Consider the following 19,273-nt stretch of genomic DNA (forward strand, 5'->3'; position numbering starts at 1 on the left):
CGACTGGTACAACTACCACCGGCCCCACACCGGCATCCAAGGCCAAACACCCGCCAGCCGCGTCACCAACCTGTCCGGACAACACATCTAGGTCGTCTCTTCGGGCGTCCGGCGGAGGTGGTGACCGGGTGTGACCTGCGGATTACACCCGAACGCCACATCCGCCGGGCGACCGGGGCGTCCCACATGTCACGGTGGCAGCATCTCTCCCTGCTGCCGCCGAGACCGGAGCGAACGCCATGGCCGACCTGCAGGACGAACGACCCGACACGGGCCTGGTCCCCGTCGGCCCGGGTTCCCTCGGAGCCGAGGACGTCCCCGCCGCACCGCTGCCCGGCGCCCTCGACCGGGCCGCCGCGCTGCTGTCCGTCCATCCCGTCGCGGACGGCTGCAACACCCTGGTCTGGGCCCTGCGCCAGAACCCGTACCACGACCTCGACACGCCGGAAGCCGGGATCGACACCGACATCCCCCGGCTGCGGGCGGGCGGGGTCGGGGCCCAGTTCTGGTCGCTGCTGACCCCGCGCGAGGCGGACGCGGCCGACCAGGTGGTCGCCGACACCCTCGAACAGATCGACGTGGCGCTGGCCCTGATGCGCCGCTACCCCGACAGCCTCTGCCTCGCGCTGAGCGCCGACGACATGGCCGACGCCCGCAACCGGGGCCGGATCGCCTCGTTCCTGGGCCCCGTGCCCGGCCGCACCCTCACCGACGCCCTCGGCACCCTGCGCGCCTTCCACGCGCTGGGCGTACGGATCCTCGCGCCCGCGGGGGCGCCCTGGGCCCAGGAGGGCCTCACGGCCTTCGGCCACGAGGTGGTCCGGGAGGCGAACCGCCTCGCGGTGCTGCTGGACCTGGCCGGCTGCCCGGCGCCGGCGGCCTGCCAGCTCGCGGGGGCCTCCAAGGCCCCGGTGATCGTCTCCAACACGGCCGCGGCGGCCCTCAACCCGTATCCGGGGAACGTCACCGACGAGGTGCTGCTCGCGCTGCGCGCGGCGAACGGCCTGGCCATGGTCACCTTCGACACCGCGCGGACCGGGGACTCCCTGCACGCGGTGGCCGACCACGTGGAGCACGTGCGGGCCGTCGCCGGCCCGCACTGCGTCGGCCTCGGCGCCACCTTCGGCACCGCACCGGGACACCCCCGCCCGACCGGGCTCGTCGACCCCTCGGGCTACCCCAAACTCATCGCGGAACTCCTGGACCGGGGCTGGCCGGAGGCCGACCTGGCCCTGCTGACCTGGGGCAACGCCCAACGGGTGCTCCGCGACGCGGAGTTCACGGCCCGCGCGGCCCAGCACCGCCGCACGGCCGCTCCGTGACCCCTGCCGAGGGCTAGGCCGTCTCTTTCGGATCTTGCCGGGTCCGCGCCGCCCGGCACCGCGCCTCGCCGCACTGCCGGGGCAACCGAGTACGTCCAGTACACGGCAGCCCCCATCGCCCGGTAGGTCCAGCCCGCCGCGCGCCAGCGCAGGGGGTCGAGGGCGTTGCGGCCGTCGAGGACGAGGCGGTCGGTGACGACGGTGGCCAGCTCGGCCGGGTCGAGGTCGCGGAACTCGCGCCATTCGGTCAGGTGCAGCACGACCTCCGCGCCACGGGCCGCCTCCAGCGCGGAGTCCGCGTACCCCAGGGTGGGGAAGACCCGCCGGGCGTTGTCCATGCCCTTGGGGTCGTAGACGGTCACCTGGCCGCCCTGGAGGTGGATCTGTCCGGCCACGTTCAGCGCGGGGGAGTCGCGGACGTCGTCCGAGTCCGGCTTGAAGGTCGCGCCGAGCACCGCCACCCGCTTGCCGAGGAACGAGCCGCCCACCGCGTCACGGGCCAGTTCCACCATGTGGCCGCGGCGCCGCATGTTGATGGAGTCGACCTCGCGGAGGAAGGTCAGCGCCTGGTCGGCGCCCAGCTCGCCGGCCCGTGCCATGAAGGCGCGGATGTCCTTCGGCAGGCAGCCGCCGCCGAAGCCGATCCCGGCCCGCAGGAACTTCGCACCGATGCGCTCGTCGTAGCCGATGGCCTCCGCAAGCTTGGCCACGTCGCCGCCGGCGGCCTCGCAGACCTCAGCCATCGCGTTGATGAAGGAGATCTTGGTCGCGAGGAAGGAATTGGCGGCGGTCTTCACGAGCTCCGAGGTCGGGAAGTCGGTGACCACCAGCGGGGTCCCCTCCGCCATCGGGGTCGCGTACACCTCGCGCAGCAGCTTCTCGCCGCGCTCGCCCTGGACGCCGACCACGATCCGGTCCGGGTGCAGGGTGTCCTGCACGGCGAAGCCCTCCCGCAGGAACTCCGGGTTCCAGGCCAGCTCCACCTCCGCGCCGGCCGGAGCCAGCTCCGTCAGCTTCGCCGCGAGCCGCTCCGCCGACCCCACCGGCACCGTGGACTTGCCGACCACCAGCACCGGACGGGTCAGGTGCGGGGCCAGCGAGGCGAACGCGGAGTCGACGTAGGACATGTCGCAGGCGTACTCACCGTGCTTCTGCGGGGTGTTCACGCACACGAAGTGGACGTCGCCGAAGGCGCCGACCTCCTCCCAGGAGGTGGTGAACCGCAGGCGCCCCGTCGAGCCCGGCAGCCCGGCGACGTGGGCGCGGAGCAGTTCCTCCAGCCCCGGCTCGTACATGGGCACCCGGCCCGACGCCAGCATCTCGATCTTCTCGGGCACCACGTCCAGTCCCAGCACCTCGAACCCCAGCTCCGCCATCGCGGCGGCGTGCGTCGCGCCGAGGTATCCGGTGCCGATCACAGTGATCCTGAGGGGGGCCATGGGTGCTCCGTACGGTGCGGGGGCGGCCGGCGGGCCGTTTGCGGCCACTGAGCATAGTCGGGCCCATGTGGGGGGACGTTCTCCGGCGGTACCCGGTTCCGGCACGGCTGTCATGCAGCTCACGTACGCCGTACATATCGCTGCCAGGACGCCGGACACTAAGATTTGGGTTACTTAACGGTAGTTAGCATCACGCATCATCATCTGGGGAGTGAGAGTCTTGGCGGGTTCTGCCGACTTCGACCTGTACCGTCCGGCCGAGGAGCACGACATGCTCCGCGAGTCGGTCCGCTCGCTCGCCGAGGCGAAGATCCTGCCGTTCGCCGCCGCGGTCGACGAGGAGTCCCGCTTCCCGCAGGAAGCCCTCGACGCCCTCGTCGCCAGCGACCTGCACGCCGTCCACGTGCCCGAGACCTACGGCGGCGCGGGCGCCGACGCCCTCGCCACCGTGATCGTGATCGAGGAAGTGGCCCGCGTCTGCGCCTCCTCCTCCCTCATCCCGGCCGTCAACAAGCTCGGCTCGCTCCCGGTGATCCTCTCCGGCTCCGAGGAGCTCAAGGCCAAGTACCTCGGCCCGCTGGCCAAGGGCGACGCGATGTTCTCGTACGCGCTCTCCGAGCCGGACGCGGGCTCCGACGCCGCCGGCATGAAGACCCGCGCCGTGCGCGACGGGGACTTCTGGGTCCTCAACGGCGTCAAGCGCTGGATCACCAACGCGGGCGTCTCCGAGTACTACACGGTCATGGCCGTCACCGACCCCGAGAAGCGCTCCAAGGGCATCAGCGCCTTCGTCGTCGAGAAGGGCGACGAGGGCGTCTCCTTCGGCGCCCCGGAGAAGAAGCTCGGCATCAAGGGCTCCCCGACCCGCGAGGTCTACCTCGACAACGTCCGGATCCCCGCCGACCGCATGATCGGCGCCGAGGGCACCGGCTTCGCCACCGCGATGAAGACCCTCGACCACACCCGCATCACGATCGCGGCCCAGGCGCTCGGCATCGCGCAGGGCGCCCTGGACTACGCCAAGGGCTACGTCCAGGAGCGCAAGCAGTTCGGCAAGCCGATCGGCGACTTCCAGGGCGTGCAGTTCATGCTCGCGGACATGGCCATGAAGATCGAGGCCGCCCGCCAGCTGACGTACTCCGCGGCGGCCCGCTCGGAGCGCGTGTCCGGCGGCGGCCCCCACGAGGACCTCACCTTCTTCGGCGCCGCGGCCAAGTGCTTCGCCTCCGACGTGGCCATGGAGGTCACCACCGACGCGGTCCAACTCCTGGGCGGTTACGGCTACACCCGCGACTACCCGGTGGAGCGCATGATGCGCGACGCCAAGATCACCCAGATCTACGAAGGCACCAACCAGGTCCAGCGCATCGTCATGGCGCGCAACCTGCCGTAAAGCGGAACCGGGCCGGAGGCGGACGCCGACACCGCCTCCGGCCTTTGCACGCCCCCCGGATGGGCTAAATTTGAACCTTCGTACGCCAGAACCGGTTGGGGAGAACGTAATGACGGAAGCGATCCTGCTGGTCGGCGGACAGGGGACGCGCCTGCGGCCCGTGACGGTGAACACCCCCAAGCCGATGGTTCCCACGGCCGGTGTCCCCTTCCTCGCCCACCAGATAGCCAGGGCCGCAGCTGCCGGCGTCACGCACATCGTGATGGCCACCTGCTACCTCGCCGAGGTCTTCGAGCCCTACTTCGGCGACGGATCCGACTTCGGCCTCACCCTGGAGTACGTCGTCGAGGACGAGCCGCTGGGCACCGGCGGCGCCATCCGCAACGCCGCGCAGCGCCTGACCGGCGGCCCCGACTCGGCCGTCCTCGTCTTCAACGGTGACATCCTCACCGGCCTGGACATCGCCGGCCTGGTCGAGTCCCACAAGACGGCCGACGCCGACGTCTCCCTGCACCTGGTGCGGGTCGAGGACCCGCGCGCCTTCGGCCTGGTCCCCACCGACTCCGAGGGGCGGGTGCTGGCCTTCACCGAGAAGCCGCAGACCCCCGAAGAGATCATCACCGACCAGATCAACGCCGGCTGCTACGTCTTCCGCCGCAGCGTGATCGACTCCATCCCGGCCGGCCGCCCCGTCTCCGTCGAGCGCGAGACCTTCCCCGACCTGCTCGCCTCCGGGGCCAAGCTGCACGGCGTCACCGAGAACACGTACTGGATGGACCTCGGCAAGCCCGAGTCCATCATCCAGGCCTCCGCCGACCTGGTCCGCGGAGTCGTCTCCTCCCCGGCCGTCCCCGGACGCCGTGGCGAGTCCCTGGTGCTGCCCGGCGCGCGCGTCGCGGCCGGGGCCAAGCTGTCCGGCGGCACCGTCGTGGGCGCGGGCGCCAGCATCGAGGCGGGCGCCGTCGTCCAGGGCTCCATCGTGCTCGCCGACGCGGTCATCGGCCCGGACGCGCAGATCAACGCCAGCCTGATCGGCGCCGGCGCCGAGGTCGGCGCCCGCACCGTCCTGGACGGGACCGTCGTCGGTGACGGCGCGGTCGTCGGAGCCGACAACGAGCTGCGCACCGGGGCCCGCGTGTGGTGCGAGGCCCGGCTTCCCGCCGCCGCGATCCGCTTCTCCTCGGACTCCTGAGACCGGGCGCCCGACGGCCGGCCGGACCGGCGCGCGCGTGCCGCATCAGGCACCGCGCGCCGCCCGCCGCAAGGTCACTGTCCCCGGACGGTGACCTTCTGGTCGTTCTGGATCTCCTTCACCAGCTGCTGCACCTTCGCCTTGTCCCAGACGAGGTTGCCGCCGCGCTGCCCGGAGATCGGCATGTTCATCGAGACGCCGTCACCGCTGTTGACGCCCTTCATCGCGAAGAACATCTGCCCCATGTCCCACAGGCCCATGTCCTTGTCCACGATGAGCGTGTCCAGGCCCGCGCCCAGCGTCGGGTACAGGGCGAACGGGTTCAGCACCGTGGCCGGGGTGGCCGCCTGGCTCGCGAGCGCCGCCAGGAACTTCTGCTGGTTCTTCGTCCGCTGGAGGTCCGACTCCGCGAAGGCGTAGCGGGTGCGCACGAAGGCCAGGGACTGCTCGCCGTTCAGCGTCTGCTTGCCGGCCTTGAAGTCGGCGCCCGACTTCTCGTCCTTGAAGCCCTCCTCGATGTCCAGCTCCACACCGCCCAGCGCGTCGACGATGTTCGCGAACCCGGCGAAGCCGATCTCCGCGTAGTGGTCGATGCGCAGCCCGGTGTTGTGCTCCACCGTCCGCACCAGCAGCTCGGGACCGTCCTCCGCGTACGCCGCGTTGAGCTTGACCCGGCGTCCCTGCGCGGGGAACTTCTTGCCCGACTGGGAGCCGACGAAGGAGGGGATCTCCACGTCCGAGTCGCGCGGCAGCGAGATCATCGTGTTCCCGCTGGAGCACTTCGCCAGGATCATCATCGAGTCGGTGCGCTTGCCCTCGGCCGAGCCCGTGTGGAGCTTCTTCTTCTCCTCGTCGGACATGCCCTCGCGGCTGTCGGAGCCCACGATCAGGTACGTGGTGCAGTCGCCCTCCTTCGGGCGCTCGATCACCTTGGACAGGTCCACCTCGCGGCGCACCTTGGAGTCGGCCCAGAAGTAGGTGGAGACCGAGGTCACCAGCAGCGCCGAGACCAGCACGATCGAACCGACCTTGATCCGCTTGCGCCAGTCCGGGGCCGGGCCGGGCGGCCGCCCGGGACCCGCCGGGGGCCGCGGACCCGCGGGACCGCCCGGAGCACCGGGGGCGCCGCCGGAGGGCGCGCCGTAGACCTGGCCGGTGTTGTAGCCGCTGTCGTAGCCGCCGTACGTGTCGTGGTCCGGCGACTGCTGCGGCGGGACCCCGTACGCGGGCGGACCCGCCGGGGGACGGCCGGGCGGCGGGACCGCCGGCTGCCCGGGACGCCGCTGCGGCTGCGGCGGCTGCTGCCGCTGGACGTGCCGCATCCGCTGCGCGCCCTCGGGCTGCGCCTGCGCGCTGCCGCGCCCGTATCCGTCGTCGCGGCGGCCGCGCTCGTCGCGGTCCCCGGTCCACCCCTCTGGCCAGTCATTCATGCGGACAAGAATGCCCGGCCGGGCGTGTCGTCCGACAGCCCGGTGGGGGTTCCGTACCGGTGCTGTTGCAGAGCTGATGCCTGCGCGGCCGATCTAAGGTGTCCGTATGACACAGATAGCGGGCGAGCCGGCCGGGAAGCCGACCTCGGCCTCCCGGACCACCCTCAGCCACATCATGACCGCCAACGACACCAACCTCCTCGGCACGGTGCACGGCGGCGTGATCATGAAGCTGGTGGACGACGCGGCGGGCGCCGTGGCCGGCCGCCACTCCGGTGGCCCCGCGGTCACCGCCTCCATGGACGAAATGGCGTTCCTCGCCCCCGTGCGGGTGGGCGACCTCGTCCACGTGAAGGCCCAGTGCAACTGGACCGGCCGCTCCTCCATGGAGATCGGCGTACGGGTCCTCGCCGAGCGGTGGAACGAATCCACCCCCGCCACCCAGGTCGGCAGCGCCTACCTCGTCTTCGCGGCGGTGGACGCCGAGGGCAAGCCCCGTACGGTCCCGCCGGTCCTCCCCGAGACGGAGCAGGACGAGCGCCGCTACCAGGAGGCCCAGATCCGCAGGACCCACCGGCTCGCCCGCCGCCAGGCGATCATGGCGCTGCGCGAGGAGCGGGCGGCGCAGGGCTTCGACGACTGACCGCCGGCCGCCCGGACGGGGCGGTCACTTCCCGCAGACCACCTGGTCGCCGGTGACCACCCCGAACTGGCCCTGGTAGGGGTCCTCGGCCCGCACCGGCACCACCTTGCGGTAGTCCGCGCCCGCCGTCACCAGCACCGTCCTGCCCTGGCCCGCCACCGCCCGCAGCTCGCTGCCCGGCAGCGCCGTCGACACGGACCGGGCCGAGCGGTCCCAGCGCGGGTCGTACGTGATCACCGTGCGCTTGACCTCGCGGCTGGCGCCGTTGCCCGGGGCCCGGGTGGTGTCGAAGCCGGTGGCGCGCAGCGCGGCGTCGACCCGCCCGCCCAGCCCGTCGATCCGCGTCCCGTTCTCCACCTGGACCCGGATCTGCTGCGGCGGCACGTCCACCGGCACCGCGGCGGGCCGCCCGGCCGGGCGCCCGGGGCGGGCCGGGGCCAGCGGCCGGTCGTCGCGCAGGGCCGCGAAGAGCTTGGCGGCCTTCGGCTCGTCCCACTTCACGGTGGAGCCGATGCCCTTGACCGGGTACGAGGGGTCGCCGACGGGTACCGAGGCGAATTCGGAGGAGGTCGGGGTGAAGTCCCGCATGGCCTGTCCGAGCGCGAGCATCTGTTCCGAGCCGAAGCCCTCGTCGGCGCGTACGGACCCGAGCAGGGTGGAGCTCACCTGCTTGAACTTCACCGGGTTGAGCAGCACCCCGCCGTTGGTCGCCTGCTTGATCAGCGCGGCGACGAACCGCTGCTGGCGCTGCATCCGCCCGAGGTCGGAGGCGCCGTCGATGTGGCGCGAGCGCACGTACTGCAAGGCCTGTCCGCCGCCGAGCCGGTGGGTGCCGGGCAGCAGGTCGAGCCCGGTGTTGCGGTCGCGCATGGTCTTGGCGGTGCAGATCTCCACGCCGCCGACCGCGTCGACCGTCTTCATGAAGCTGGTGAAGTCGACCTCCAGGTAGTGGTCGATCTTCACCCGGGTCATGTTCTCGACGGTCCGCACGGTCAGGCCGGGCCCGCCCTCCGCGTAGGCCGCGTTCAGCTTCAGCGGGTGGGCCTTGTGCGCCTTGCCGGTGACCAGGTCCCGGTGGGCGGGCACCTGGGCGTAGCTGTCGCGGGGCAGGCTGATCACGCTCGCCCGTTCCCGGTCGGCCGACAGGTGCACCAGCATGATCGTGTCGGTGCACCGGCAGGGGGCGCCGCCGAGGCGGTACTCGCGCTTCTCCTCCGGGCTGATCTTCTCGCGGCCGTCGGTGCCGACCAGCAGGAAGTTCAGGCCGTGCCCGGCCTCGGGCCGGTTCTTCATGTCCTTGAAGGGGTCCACCCGCTGGATCCCGGTGTCCAGGCCGGTCATCACCGCGTGCCCGATCGCCCCGCAGCCCAGCACCACGACGGACAGCCCGGCCGCGATCCGCACGCCCCACCGCGGCCGCTCGTCTCCGCGCCGCGCCGGGCCGCCGCCGCGGCCGCCGCGCCGCGCTCGCTGCGGCTGGGGTGGCCTGGCGGGACGGGTGGGACGGTGCGGCTGGGGCACGGTGGACACCTCCGCGGGGGTCAGCTGGGAGACCGGTCGACAGATGGGCCAGGTTCGTCGGATTCGTCAGAACAGTAGGCCCATACGATCAGCGTTTGTCCGTACCGCTCACTCGGCGCGCACCCGGTTCCCCCGTACGCGGTAACGTGACACCGATACCCGACCTTGAAGGACGACATGCCCGCCCAGCAGCCCGCAGTCTCGGTGATCATGCCGGTGCTCAACGAGGAGCACTACCTCCGCGATTCCGTCCGCCACATCCTGGAACAGGAGTACGCGGGCGAGATGGAGGTGGTGATCGCGCTGGGCCCGTCCACGGACCGCACCGACGAGATCGCCGCCGAACTCGTCGCCGAGGATTCCCGAGTCCACACCGTCCCGAACCCCACCGGCCGGACCCCGGCGGCCCTCAACGCCGCCATCAAGGCCTCGCGTCACCCGATCGTGGTGCGCGTGGACGGCCACGGCATGCTCTCGCCGAACTACATCGCCACCGCCGTCCGCCTCCTGGAGGAGACGGGCGCGCAGAACGTCGGCGGCATCATGCACGCCGAGGGCGAGAACGCCTGGGAAGAGGCCGTCGCGGCCGCGATGACCTCCCGGATCGGCGTCGGCAACGCGCCCTTCCACACCGGCGGCCAGGCCGGACCGGCCGAGACCGTCTACCTCGGCGTCTTCCGCCGCGAGGCGCTGGAGCAGCAGGGCGGCTACAACGAGGAGTTCATCCGCGCCCAGGACTGGGAGCTGAACTTCCGTATCCGTGAGGCCGGCGGTCTGATCTGGTTCTCGCCCGAGCTGCGGGTCCAGTACCGCCCCCGGCGGTCCGTACGGGCCCTGGCCAAGCAGTACAAGGACTACGGCCGGTGGCGGCACGTGGTGGCCCGCTACCACGCGGGCTCCATCAACCCGCGCTACCTGGCCCCGCCGACGCTCGTCACCGCGCTCGCGGCCGGCGTGGTCGTGGGCGCGGTCCTCACCCCGTGGGGCTTCGCCCTCCCGGCCGGCTACTTCGCGGCCATCGCCGCGGGTTCCGTACCGGCGGGCAAGGGCCTGCCGCTGAAGGCCCGGGCGCAGATCCCCGTCGCCCTCGCCACGATGCACCTGTGCTGGGGCTTCGGCTTCCTGACCAGCCCGCGCTCGCTCGCGAACAAGGTCATCGCGAGCCGCCGCCCGGCGGTCCACCGGGATTCCTCGCAGGTCTGAGGCACGCAGGCCGCGCAGGCCGCGAAGGACGCGCAGAGACGCGAAAGAAGGGGCCCTGCGGGGGCTGTGACCGGCACAGCCCCCGCAGGGCCCCTTCGTCGTGTCCCGGGGCGCCTACCAGGTGAAGCCGGGCTGGATCGCCATGCAGGCCTTGTCGTTGTCCCCGTTGAGGGGATGCGCGGAGTCCGGGGCCTTGGTCGGGGCGGGCGGCGGCGCGGCCGGCAGCTCGCCGGTCCGCCAGTCCTTGCCGACGAACAGGACGATCCCCGGGACCTCCGCGGACTGCTGCACCGAGGAGGCCGGCAGGCCGAGGGCGGTGGCCAGGGTGCGTGCGCCCGCCTCCTGGTCGGCGCGGGCGAAGCGGACCACCGTGGTGTCCTCGGCGCCCGTCCGGTTCTCGGCGACGGCCCCGGTGAAGCCCTTGCCGCCCAGCAGGGCCGCGACCTCGGTGGCCCGGTTCTTGGCCCTGGCCTCGGCACCGTCCTTGCCGCTCGTGGAGTTGCGGACGGTGAACGAGATCTTCGACGGGGCCACGGGCGCAGCCGAGGTCGCCGCCGGCGGGGGCGTACTCGACGCGCCTGCGGGGCTGCTCGACGCGGGAGCCGGGGTGCCGGAAGCGGCGGGCGTGGGGGCCGCGGAGCCCTGTCCGTCGAGGGCGATGTCCTCGCGGACCATCCGGAACAGGTCCTCGGCCTCGCCCTCCTTGGGCTCGACGCGGCCGCTCATGCCGGGCTTGGTGCTGTAGACCCACGGCATGGTCGTCATGGTGATCCGGCCCGGCGGGACCTTCTTGAGCTCCATGCTGAGGTCGTACAGCTTGTCGATCTTGTTCAGGCCGGTGTCCACGACCATGGCGTCGATGGCGGCCTGCGCCAGGCTGTTGAGCTTCACCGGATTGGTGAGCTTGGCGTTCTTGCGGAACTCGCGGGCCATCGAGTTCATGTACTGGTGCTGGGCGTGGGTGCGGCCGATGTCGGTGCCGTCCTCGAACCCGTAGCGGGTGCGCAGCCACTGCAGGGCCTGCTCGCCCTGGATGATGCTCTCGCCCGCCGGGAGCTTCAGGCCGGAGCCCTCGCCCTTGCTGTTCCGGGAGTGCACGTTCTGCTCCACGCAGACCGGGACGCCGCCGATGGCGTCCGCCATCGAGACGACGCCCTTGAAGTCGATCAACATGAAGTGGTCGATGGGTACCTTCGTCAGCTCGGTCCAGGCGGCGACCGTGCAGCCCGGACCACCGCGCTGGAGCGACTCGTTGGTCTGGACGAGGCCCTTGCTCTCGGGGTGCACCTTGCCGTTCGGCTCCGTGCACTTGGGCATCTTCAGCAGGGTGTCGCGCGGCATCGACACCACCGACATGTTGCTGCGGTCCGCGGACAGGTGCAGCAGCATCTGCACGTCCGCCAGCGGCGGGCCGTCGAAGGTGTCCGAGGCGCCGCCGAGGGCCTGGTTCGCCTCGTCGTTGCGCGCGTCGGAACCGATGAGCAGGATGTTCAGGGGGGTCTGCCCGAAGGCGTTGGGCTTGGAACCGCCCAGCTTGTTCTCGCCGAGGTTCAGCACGTCCGTGTGGATGCTGCCGTTGAGGTGGCGGTAGTAGAGGTAGCCGGCCGCCCCCGTCCCGAGTATCAGCAGGGACAGCACGGAGGCCACCCAGCGCAGCACGCGGCGCCGCCCCCGCCGGGACGTACGCCGGCCGGCGGCGCGGGCCGCGGAGCGGCGGGCGGCACGGGATCCGCCCCGGGGGGCGGGTATCGCGCCGCCCGCGCCCGCGCTCGTGCCGTCGTCGTCCCCGTCGCCGGAAGCGTCACCGGCGGACTGGGCCGCCGCCCCCTCCCCTTGCACGCTGCTGTGCCTCACACGTACCCCCCCTGAAGAAAATCCCAATTCGGTCCAGATGATGCCGGTCCTACCGGCTGCGGCCCGTCACTTGACGCACACCGACTTGTCCGCCTCGATCCGCTGCACGTCCTCGGACAGCTCCTGCGGGGCCGGGGCCGTCAGCGGCGTCCCCGCCTCCTTGAAGTCCGGCCCGAGGGTCAGCTTCATCGGGGTCTTCGCCCCCGCGTCCGCCGTCCCCATCTTCAGTGCGGAGGCCGGCAGGCCCATCAGGTCCGCCAGGGCCCGGGCCTGATCGGCCTGGTTGGGCCCGTACTCCAGCTGGGTGGCCCCGACCTTCGCCGGGGCGTTGCCGAGGTTGCTGGCCCGGGCGACGCCCTTGGTGTTCTGCAGCCAGTTCAAGGTGGTGGAGGCGGCGCCCTTGGGCCCGCCGCCGTTGAAGACGTCCACCCGTACGTCGGCCACCGGCGCGCGGTTGCCCTGGAGCAGCGCGTCCTGCTTGCTCTGCGCCTCCGCGTCGGCGGCTGCCTTCGCGGCCTGCTCCTTCTTCTCGACCTCCGTGAGCGAGACGTCCCCCCGGATCATCTGCAGCAGCGGATCGGCACGGCCCTGGTCGAGCACGACGGTGGCCTTGACCTTCTCGGCCGGGTTGTCGAGCACCGGAAGGGTGGTGAAGGTGATGTTCTTGAGGTCTATGGCCTTCAACTCACCCGCGAGGTCGGTGAGTTTGTTGATGGATCCCAGCCCCTGGTCCACCGTCAGCGACTTGGTGGCCGCCTCCGCGAGCGAGAAGAACTTCTTCGGACTGGTCAGCGTCTCCTTCGACTTCATCTCGCGCATCATCGAGCTGAGGAACGCCTGCTGGGTCTTGATCCGGTCCAGGTCGCTCTCGTTGCCGAAGGCGTGCCGGGTCCGTACGAAGGCCAGGGCCTGCTCGCCCGACAGCCGGCTCTCGCCCGCCGGGAGCTTCAGCTTCGAATCCGGGTCGTCCACGGCCTTCTCCACGCAGACCGGGACCCCGCCGACCGCCGTGCTCAGGTTCTTCACCGCGTTGAAGTCGACCATCATGAAGTTGTCGATCTCGATGCCGGTGAGCCCCGTGACCGTGCGCATCGTGCAGCCCGGGTCGCGGCCTTCCTGCCCCAGGCTGTTGTTGAAGCGGGTGCCCTTGGACGCGGGGACGTTCTTCGTCGAACCGTCGGGCTGCTTCGTCGGGCAGACGGGGATGTCGGCGATCAGGTCGCGCGGGATCGACAGCGCGGTCGCGTTGCTGCGGTCCTTGGAGACGTGGAAGAGGATCGTGGTGTCGGCGTGGCCGACGCTCTCCGCGTCCCCGTAGCCCTCGTTGCCCGCACCGCTGCGCTTGTCGGTGCCGATGACCAGGATGTTGATGGCCTGGTCCTTCTTGAACCCGCCGGTGCCCGCGCCCGAGATGTCGGTGACGCTGAGGTTGCCGTTGAGGTGGTCGTAGTACAGGTACGCCGCCAGCGAGCCACCGACCAGGAGGAACGCGAGGGACCCGCCGGTGATGAGCAGCGCCTTGCGGCGGCCGCCGCCCCCGAGCTTGCGGGAGCGCCCGCCGCGCCTGCCCCCGGGCGGGCCGTCGCCGCGCCGCGGTTTGGGCACACCGGGAGACGGTGCCGTGGGGGACGGGGCCGTACGGGGCGAGGCCGATCTGCGCGGCGCGGTGACGGAAGGGCCCGGCTGCGGAGCGGAATTGCTCAGTCGCAGCTCGTAGTGGCCGGTGCGGGGGTTGATCACCCACTGGTCTGCGGGGTCGATCTCGTCTGCCCGCCCACGGCTTTGCGCATCCACGGTTGCTCGAATCCTCCGTCGGTGCCTCGCGACGCGCCTCCCCCAGGCGCACGGTCAACGATCCGGCTGCTGGTGCCCCACCTCTTGCCGGCCGGGGCACCGGATCGCTCACCTTATCCGTCAGGTTCGGCTGCAAACCATGCTGGTGACAAATTCCACTCCCCTTATAACGGGGCGAACTGCTCATCCTGCTCGGTTCGGTCACCGGCTTTTGGGATTGCTTTACCGGCAGTCGGCCGTACCTGCGGTGGTTCCTGTGAAGGTGGGGACGGGAACGGGGGACGAACCGGTTCCGCCACCCGTCTTCTCACCGTCCGTCGAGGTCCCGCCGGCTTCCGCCGGTCCGGTCCCGGTCTCCGGCTCGGGCGGGGTCACCGTCACCGGCCGGTCCTCCCGCAACTGCTTGAAGAGCCGTTCCGCATCGGGTTCGACCAGCTCGTCCCGGTTCGGGTTGGGTGCGTACGGCCGTCGGGGCACCGTAAGGAACTTGATCTGCTCGGTCGGTATGTCCCGTACCCCCCGAACGAGTTCGTACAGACCCCGCAGCGAGGCCAGCCCCGGGTCCGTGGTCACCGAGGAGGTCGCCGCGTCCAGCAGCGGGTACAGCCGTGTCGGATTGAGCAGGACCCCGTTGCTCTGCACCTTCTTGACGAGCGAACCGAGGAACTGCTGCTGGCGCTGCATCCGTTCGGTGTCGCTGCCGTTGCCCATGCTGTACCGGGCGCGGACGAAGCCCAGCGCCTGCTCGCCCTCCAGGACCTGCCGTCCGGCGGGCAGCTTCAGCTTGGCCTCCGAGTCGTCCATCGGCTCCTTGAGGCAGACCTCCACCCCGCCGACGGCATCGACCATCTGCTTGAAGCCGCCGAAGTCGATCACCATGTGGTGGTTGATCCGGATCCCGGTGAGCTTCTCCACCGTACGGATGGTGCAGGCGGCCCCGCCCCACTCGAAGGCCCAGTTGAACTGGGCGAGCTGCTCGGTTGTGCGGTCCCCGTCGGCCTTGAGGCAGGACGGCACCTGCGTCATCAGGTCCCGGGGGATCGAGACCGCGGTCGCGCTCTTTCGGTCCGCGGGCAGGTGCAGCAGGATCGTGGTGTCCGAGCGCTGCGTCCCCCGGTCGCGCCCGTACGGGGCGTTCTCCTTGCCGGAGCGCGAGTCCGAGCCGATCAGCAGGATGTTCTGGGCCCCCGTGGCGAGGTGCGCCGGCCGCTCCCGCTCGTAGCGGCGCAGTTCGGCCGCGGCGGAGCTGTCCTCGGTGATGTTCCCGTCGAGCTTGTTGTAGAGCCACCAGCCGGTCGCCGCCCCCAGCAGCACCAGCAGGGCCGCCCCGAGGCCGATCCAGCGCAGCAGGCGGCGCCGGCGGCCGTGCGGAGGACGGTGGGTGCCTCCGGCCGCTCCGGTGCCACCCGGTATGCCCGCGCTGTCCGTCACTCGCGTCCGTCCCCTCGCCGCTGCGACAACAAGCCGTACGGGTGAGCACGGCCACTGCCGATCCTGCCCCCGGGGCGCCGGAGCAGCCCGGGGGCAGGGTCCTGTCTAGGGCCGTCCGGGTGACAAATCGCCCGAGTGTCGGCGAGGGGCGGCGCGGATCAGACGGTGTGGGTGACGCGCTCGCTCTCGGTCCGCTGCTCCCGCGCCTGCGGCGACAGCCGGTCGAGGTTGCGGCACAGCACCACCGAGCCGCCGGAGGCCAGGGCGGCGTAGAGCCCCGCCGACAGCCCCTCCCAGGTGTCGTAGCCGAGCCCGGTCAGCACCCGGGAGCCCTCCCCGAGGCCGAGCTCCGCCGCGTCGCGCCGCGCCCGTTCCGTCAGCTCCGCGTACGAGAGCTCCTCGCCGCCGACGACCAGCCCCGGACCCGCGGCGTCCACCGGGACGAACGGAGCGAAGCGGTCGCCCTGCCCCGGCACCTCCACCGCGTAGTCCACGAACCCGGCCGGCGGCTGCGGGAACCGTCCGCCCAGCGGGCGCAGCGCCAGCGCCACCCGCTCCCCGGAACAGGCCAGGGCCGCCTCCAGCGAGTCCGGGCCGCTGACCACGAGGTCGGCGTCGGCCGGATCCCCGCCCACCTCCGCGACCACCCCGACCGAGGCACAGGCGAGCAGCCACACGGCGCTCTGCCAGTGCGCGGGCAGCATCAGCGCGAGCCGGTCGCCCGGCTCGGCGCCCAGGTCGCCCTGGAGCAGATTGGCGGTCTTGGCCACCCAATTGGCGAAGGTGGCGACGGACAATTCGACGCGCTCGCCCGTGGCATCGTCGTAGAAGGTGACGAGCGGGCGGCCGGGATCGGCGGCGAGCGCGGATCGCAGCAGGTCGGCAGGGGTGCGGTCAGTGGCGTTCACCCGGCACAGGGTACGCGGGCCCGTCCCCCGTACGGGTTCCGCCCGATCCTCCGTACGGGGGAGGGACGGGCGCGCCGTAGCGGACGGACAGTCAGTTCTCGGATGGCGCCGGGCGGTGCGCCTGCCCACCATCCTTTTCATGCGTGGATTCCTTGCTTCCTCGATCGGCGTCGCGACGGCCGCCGTACTGGCCCTGCCCCTCGCGCTCCCCACTCCGGCCCTGGCCGAGTCGGTCCCCGTGGGCCCGGCCGGGTCCACCCAGTCACTGCCGCTCGTCCCCCTGGGACCCGCGGTGAACCGCACCCCCGGCGTCCCCGGCATGAGCGCCTCGCCGCAGGTGCCCGAGACGCAGGGCCTGCCTGCGCGCGAGGTCGAGACGTTCTCGCTGGTCGGCGTCGTCTGGGACGACGTGAGCAGCGAACTGCACGGCCGGGTCCAGGTGCGCACCCGCTCCGCGCGGACCGCGACCTGGTCCGACTGGCAGGACGTCGAGACGCACAACAGCGAACACGCCGCCGACCCCGACGCGGCGGAACGCGGCTCCGGCCGGGTCCGCGGCGCCACCGCCCCGCTCTGGGTCGGCGAGTCCGACGGGGTCGAGGTCCGCGTCCAGGCGGAACCCGGCACCACCACCGCCCAGGCCCCCGGCCGTCTGCCCTCGGGCATGCGCATCGAACTCGTCGACCCGGGCGCGGCCCCGCCCGACGGGACGAACGACGGCAAGAACGGCAGCCCCGGCGGCGACGACAAGGGCACGGTGGCCGTACCGGCCATGTCGATGGCCACGGCGGAGTCCTCCGCGGCGAACCTGCCGCACGCCCTGCTCGGCGCCAACGAGATCACCGCGCTCGACAAGGCCGACTCCACCGCCGACGCCGTCTTCGCCAGCGACGGCGCCCTGACCGCGGCGGCGGCCCCGTTCATCGGCCCGCGCCCGCGGATCGTCACCCGCAAGGGCTGGGGCGCGGACGAGTCGCTGCGCGAGTCGGGCTTCGTCTACACGAACACCGTCAAGGCCGCCTTCGTCCACCACAGCGCCTCCGGCAACAACTACGCCTGCAAGGACGCCCCGGCGGTCCTGCGCAGCCTGTACCGCTACCACGTGCTCAGCAGCGGCTGGCGCGACATCGGCTACAACTTCGCCGTCGACAAGTGCGGCACCGTGTACGAGGGCCGCGCGGGCGGCGTCACCAAGGCCGTGCTCGGCGCGCACACCATGGGCTTCAACACGGACAGCATGGGCATCGCGGTCCTCGGCTCCTTCACCTCGACCCCGCCCCCGGCCGTGGCGGTCGACGCCGTCGCCCGCCTGACCGCCTGGAAGCTCGGCCTCTTCGGCCGCGACCCGCGCGCGAAGACCACGCTGAAGTCGGGCGGCGGCAACCTCTACGCCAAGGGCCAGAACGTCACGATGAACGTCATCTCGGGCCACCGCGACGGCTTCGCCACGGAATGCCCGGGCAAACAGCTCTACGGCAAACTCCCGACGACCCGCACGTCCTCAGCAAAACTCCAAGGCCGCTGACCCTGCGGGCGGCCCGGCCCGGCCCGGGCTGCGCCAAGCCTTCTGGGGCTCCGCCCCAGACCCCACTCCTCAATCGCCGGAGGGGCTGAATTTTGGCCTCGTTGCAGCGGGGCCTGTGCGTGGGGGGTCGGGGAGCGGTGCCCCTCCGGGGTGTCTCCTCGGCTCGCGCACTGAGCCCCGTCGGACACGTTCGGCCCTGGTTGCGCGCTCGTCCTGCGGGGACACCCCGCAGTGTCCCCACTCCCCTCGACCCCGGCCAGCACATCCAGCGCCCTGCCTGGGCAAAATCCAGCCCCTCCGGCGTTTGAGGAGCGGGGTCCGGGGCGGAGCCCCGTGCAGCGGCGCCGCAGGCGGGACACCGCCACACGGCCGAGCCCCGCACGGGACACCGCGGAGCCCCGTGCAGCGGCGCCGCAGGCGGGACACCGCCACACGGCCGAGCCCCGCACGGGACACCGCGGAACCCGTGCAGCGGCGCCGCAGGCGGGACACCGCCACACGGCCGAGCCCCGCACGGGACACCGCGGAACCCGTGCAACGGTGCCGCAGACGGGCCACCACCACACCGCCCAGCCCCGCAGGGCTACGCTCGTGCCATGGCCGGCCGCTTCGATCCGCTCACCCGCGCCGCCGTCCGCGGCGGCCGGACCGACGTACCCGCAGGGCGCGGCACCGCAACCGGCACCGCAACCGGCACCGCAACCGGAGCCAAGGCCCGCAACTGGCGACCCGCCGGACCCGTCGACCTCGGCCTCACCCTCGGCCCGCTCCGGCGCGGCCCCGCCGACCCCACCTTCCGCACCACCCCCGACGGCTCCGTCTGGCGCACCAGCCTGACCCCCCAGGGCCCCGCCACCCTCCGGGTGGCCACCGCCGCCGAGGAGGTCCACGCCGAGGCCTGGGGCCCCGGCGCCGAGTGGATGCTCGAACAGCTGCCCGCGCTCCTCGGCTCCGGCGACGACCCCGCCGCCTTCGTCCCCCGCCACCGCCTCGTGCACGCCAGTCACCGCGCCCGCCCGGGCCTGCGGCTGACCCGTACCGGGCTGGTCCTGGAGTCCCTGGTCCCCACGGTGCTGGAGCAGAAGGTCACCGCGGACGAGGCCTACCGCGCCTGGCGGCGCCTCGTGCGCCAGTACGGGGAGCCCGCACCGGGGCCGCAGGACATGTACGTCGTGCCGAGCGCCCGGACCTGGGCCATGATCCCGTCCTGGGACTGGCACCGGGCCGGGGTCGACTCCAAGCGTTCGGCGGCCATCGTCCGGGCCGCCCGCGTGGCCCACCGCCTGGAGGAGGCGGCGGGGATGCCGCCGGAGCAGGCCGCGGCGCGGCTGGAGGCCGTCCCCGGCATCGGTCCCTGGACCTCCGCCGAGACCCTCCAGCGCAGCAACGGCGACCCCGACGCCGTCACCACCGGCGATCTGCACCTGCCGGGCATCGTCGGCTACGCCCTCGCCGGGAACCGGGACGCCGACGACGCCGCCATGCTGGAGCTCCTCGCCCCGTACGCGGGACAGCGCCACCGGGCCGCCCGCCTGATCCTGCTCGCGGGCCGCACCCCACCGCGCCGCGCCCCGCGCATGCCGCGCGGGGACATCGGCCGCCTCTGACCCCCGGAGGG

The 19,273-nt window shown here is 72.3% G+C and carries 13 protein-coding genes and 1 pseudogene; 7 read left to right on the forward strand and 7 right to left on the reverse strand.

From position 1 onward, the window contains the following. Positions 1 to 239 precede the first annotated feature (239 nt). Positions 240 to 1,322 (forward strand): membrane dipeptidase, encoded by a 1,083-nt coding sequence (locus IO30_RS0128145; protein WP_031147478.1) that lies wholly within the window; start codon positions 240 to 242, stop codon positions 1,320 to 1,322. Between the two features lie 110 nt (positions 1,323 to 1,432). On the opposite strand, the pseudogene IO30_RS0128150 reads toward IO30_RS0128145, so the two are convergent. Continuing rightward, positions 1,433 to 2,761: pseudogene (locus IO30_RS0128150) on the reverse strand (UDP-glucose dehydrogenase family protein); the annotation flags it as partial. Positions 2,762 to 2,981: 220 nt separating this feature from the next. Here IO30_RS0128150 and IO30_RS0128155 point away from each other — a divergent pair. Further along, entirely contained in the window at positions 2,982 to 4,154 is a 1,173-nt protein-coding gene (locus IO30_RS0128155) for an acyl-CoA dehydrogenase family protein (RefSeq protein ID WP_031147482.1), read from the forward strand. A gap of 109 nt (positions 4,155 to 4,263) precedes the next feature. Next, positions 4,264 to 5,346 carry a mannose-1-phosphate guanylyltransferase gene (gene manB, locus IO30_RS0128160; RefSeq protein WP_031147483.1) on the forward strand — a complete coding sequence of 361 codons (1,083 nt, stop codon included), beginning with the start codon at positions 4,264 to 4,266 and terminating at the stop codon, positions 5,344 to 5,346. Positions 5,347 to 5,420: 74 nt separating this feature from the next. Here manB and IO30_RS0128165 read toward each other — a convergent pair whose 3' ends face one another. Then, entirely contained in the window at positions 5,421 to 6,776 is a 1,356-nt protein-coding gene (locus tag IO30_RS0128165) for an LCP family protein (protein WP_031147484.1), read from the reverse strand. A 106-nt stretch (positions 6,777 to 6,882) separates the two neighbouring features. Here IO30_RS0128165 and IO30_RS0128170 point away from each other — a divergent pair, with 106 nt between their 5' ends. After that, the gene (locus IO30_RS0128170) at positions 6,883 to 7,419 is read left to right on the forward strand and encodes an acyl-CoA thioesterase (protein ID WP_031147485.1); all 537 of its coding nucleotides are present in this window, start codon (positions 6,883 to 6,885) and stop codon (positions 7,417 to 7,419) included. Between the two features lie 24 nt (positions 7,420 to 7,443). Here the strand turns inward: IO30_RS0128170 and IO30_RS0128175 are convergent, their stop codons facing one another. Continuing rightward, on the reverse strand, positions 7,444 to 8,949 hold the full coding sequence (locus IO30_RS0128175; protein ID WP_237403453.1) for an LCP family protein: 1,506 nt from the start codon (positions 8,947 to 8,949) through the stop codon (positions 7,444 to 7,446). 168 nt (positions 8,950 to 9,117) lie between these two features. On the opposite strand from IO30_RS0128175, the gene IO30_RS0128180 reads away from it, so the two are divergent. Further along, positions 9,118 to 10,143 carry a glycosyltransferase family 2 protein gene (locus tag IO30_RS0128180; RefSeq protein ID WP_031147487.1) on the forward strand — a complete coding sequence of 342 codons (1,026 nt, stop codon included), beginning with the start codon at positions 9,118 to 9,120 and terminating at the stop codon, positions 10,141 to 10,143. Positions 10,144 to 10,257: 114 nt separating this feature from the next. Here IO30_RS0128180 and IO30_RS0128185 read toward each other — a convergent pair whose 3' ends face one another. The 4 genes from IO30_RS0128185 to IO30_RS0128200 all read right to left on the reverse strand — a co-directional run bounded on the left by IO30_RS0128185 (position 10,258) and on the right by IO30_RS0128200 (position 16,130). Next, positions 10,258 to 11,997, reverse strand: coding sequence for an LCP family protein (locus IO30_RS0128185; protein WP_237403454.1), 1,740 nt, complete (start codon positions 11,995 to 11,997; stop codon positions 10,258 to 10,260). Positions 11,998 to 12,063: 66 nt separating this feature from the next. Then, entirely contained in the window at positions 12,064 to 13,791 is a 1,728-nt protein-coding gene (locus tag IO30_RS0128190) for an LCP family protein (RefSeq protein ID WP_031147489.1), read from the reverse strand. A gap of 222 nt (positions 13,792 to 14,013) precedes the next feature. Next, positions 14,014 to 15,222 (reverse strand): LCP family protein, encoded by a 1,209-nt coding sequence (locus tag IO30_RS0128195; protein WP_031147490.1) that lies wholly within the window; start codon positions 15,220 to 15,222, stop codon positions 14,014 to 14,016. 158 nt (positions 15,223 to 15,380) lie between these two features. Then, the gene (locus IO30_RS0128200) at positions 15,381 to 16,130 is read right to left on the reverse strand and encodes a TIGR03089 family protein (RefSeq protein WP_031147491.1); all 750 of its coding nucleotides are present in this window, start codon (positions 16,128 to 16,130) and stop codon (positions 15,381 to 15,383) included. 139 nt (positions 16,131 to 16,269) lie between these two features. Between IO30_RS0128200 and IO30_RS0128205 the strand changes: the two genes are divergently transcribed. Both IO30_RS0128205 and IO30_RS0128210 read left to right on the forward strand, forming a co-directional pair. Then, positions 16,270 to 17,655: a peptidoglycan recognition protein family protein gene (locus tag IO30_RS0128205; RefSeq protein WP_031147492.1), complete on the forward strand. Its 1,386-nt coding sequence runs from the start codon at positions 16,270 to 16,272 to the stop codon at positions 17,653 to 17,655. A 596-nt stretch (positions 17,656 to 18,251) separates the two neighbouring features. Beyond that, complete coding sequence (locus tag IO30_RS0128210; protein ID WP_031147493.1) at positions 18,252 to 19,262, forward strand: DNA-3-methyladenine glycosylase family protein; 1,011 nt, start codon at positions 18,252 to 18,254, stop codon at positions 19,260 to 19,262. Positions 19,263 to 19,273 lie beyond the last annotated feature (11 nt).

Source organism: Streptomyces xanthophaeus (assembly GCF_000725805.1).
GTDB classification, from domain to species: Bacteria; Actinomycetota; Actinomycetes; order Streptomycetales; family Streptomycetaceae; genus Streptomyces; species Streptomyces xanthophaeus.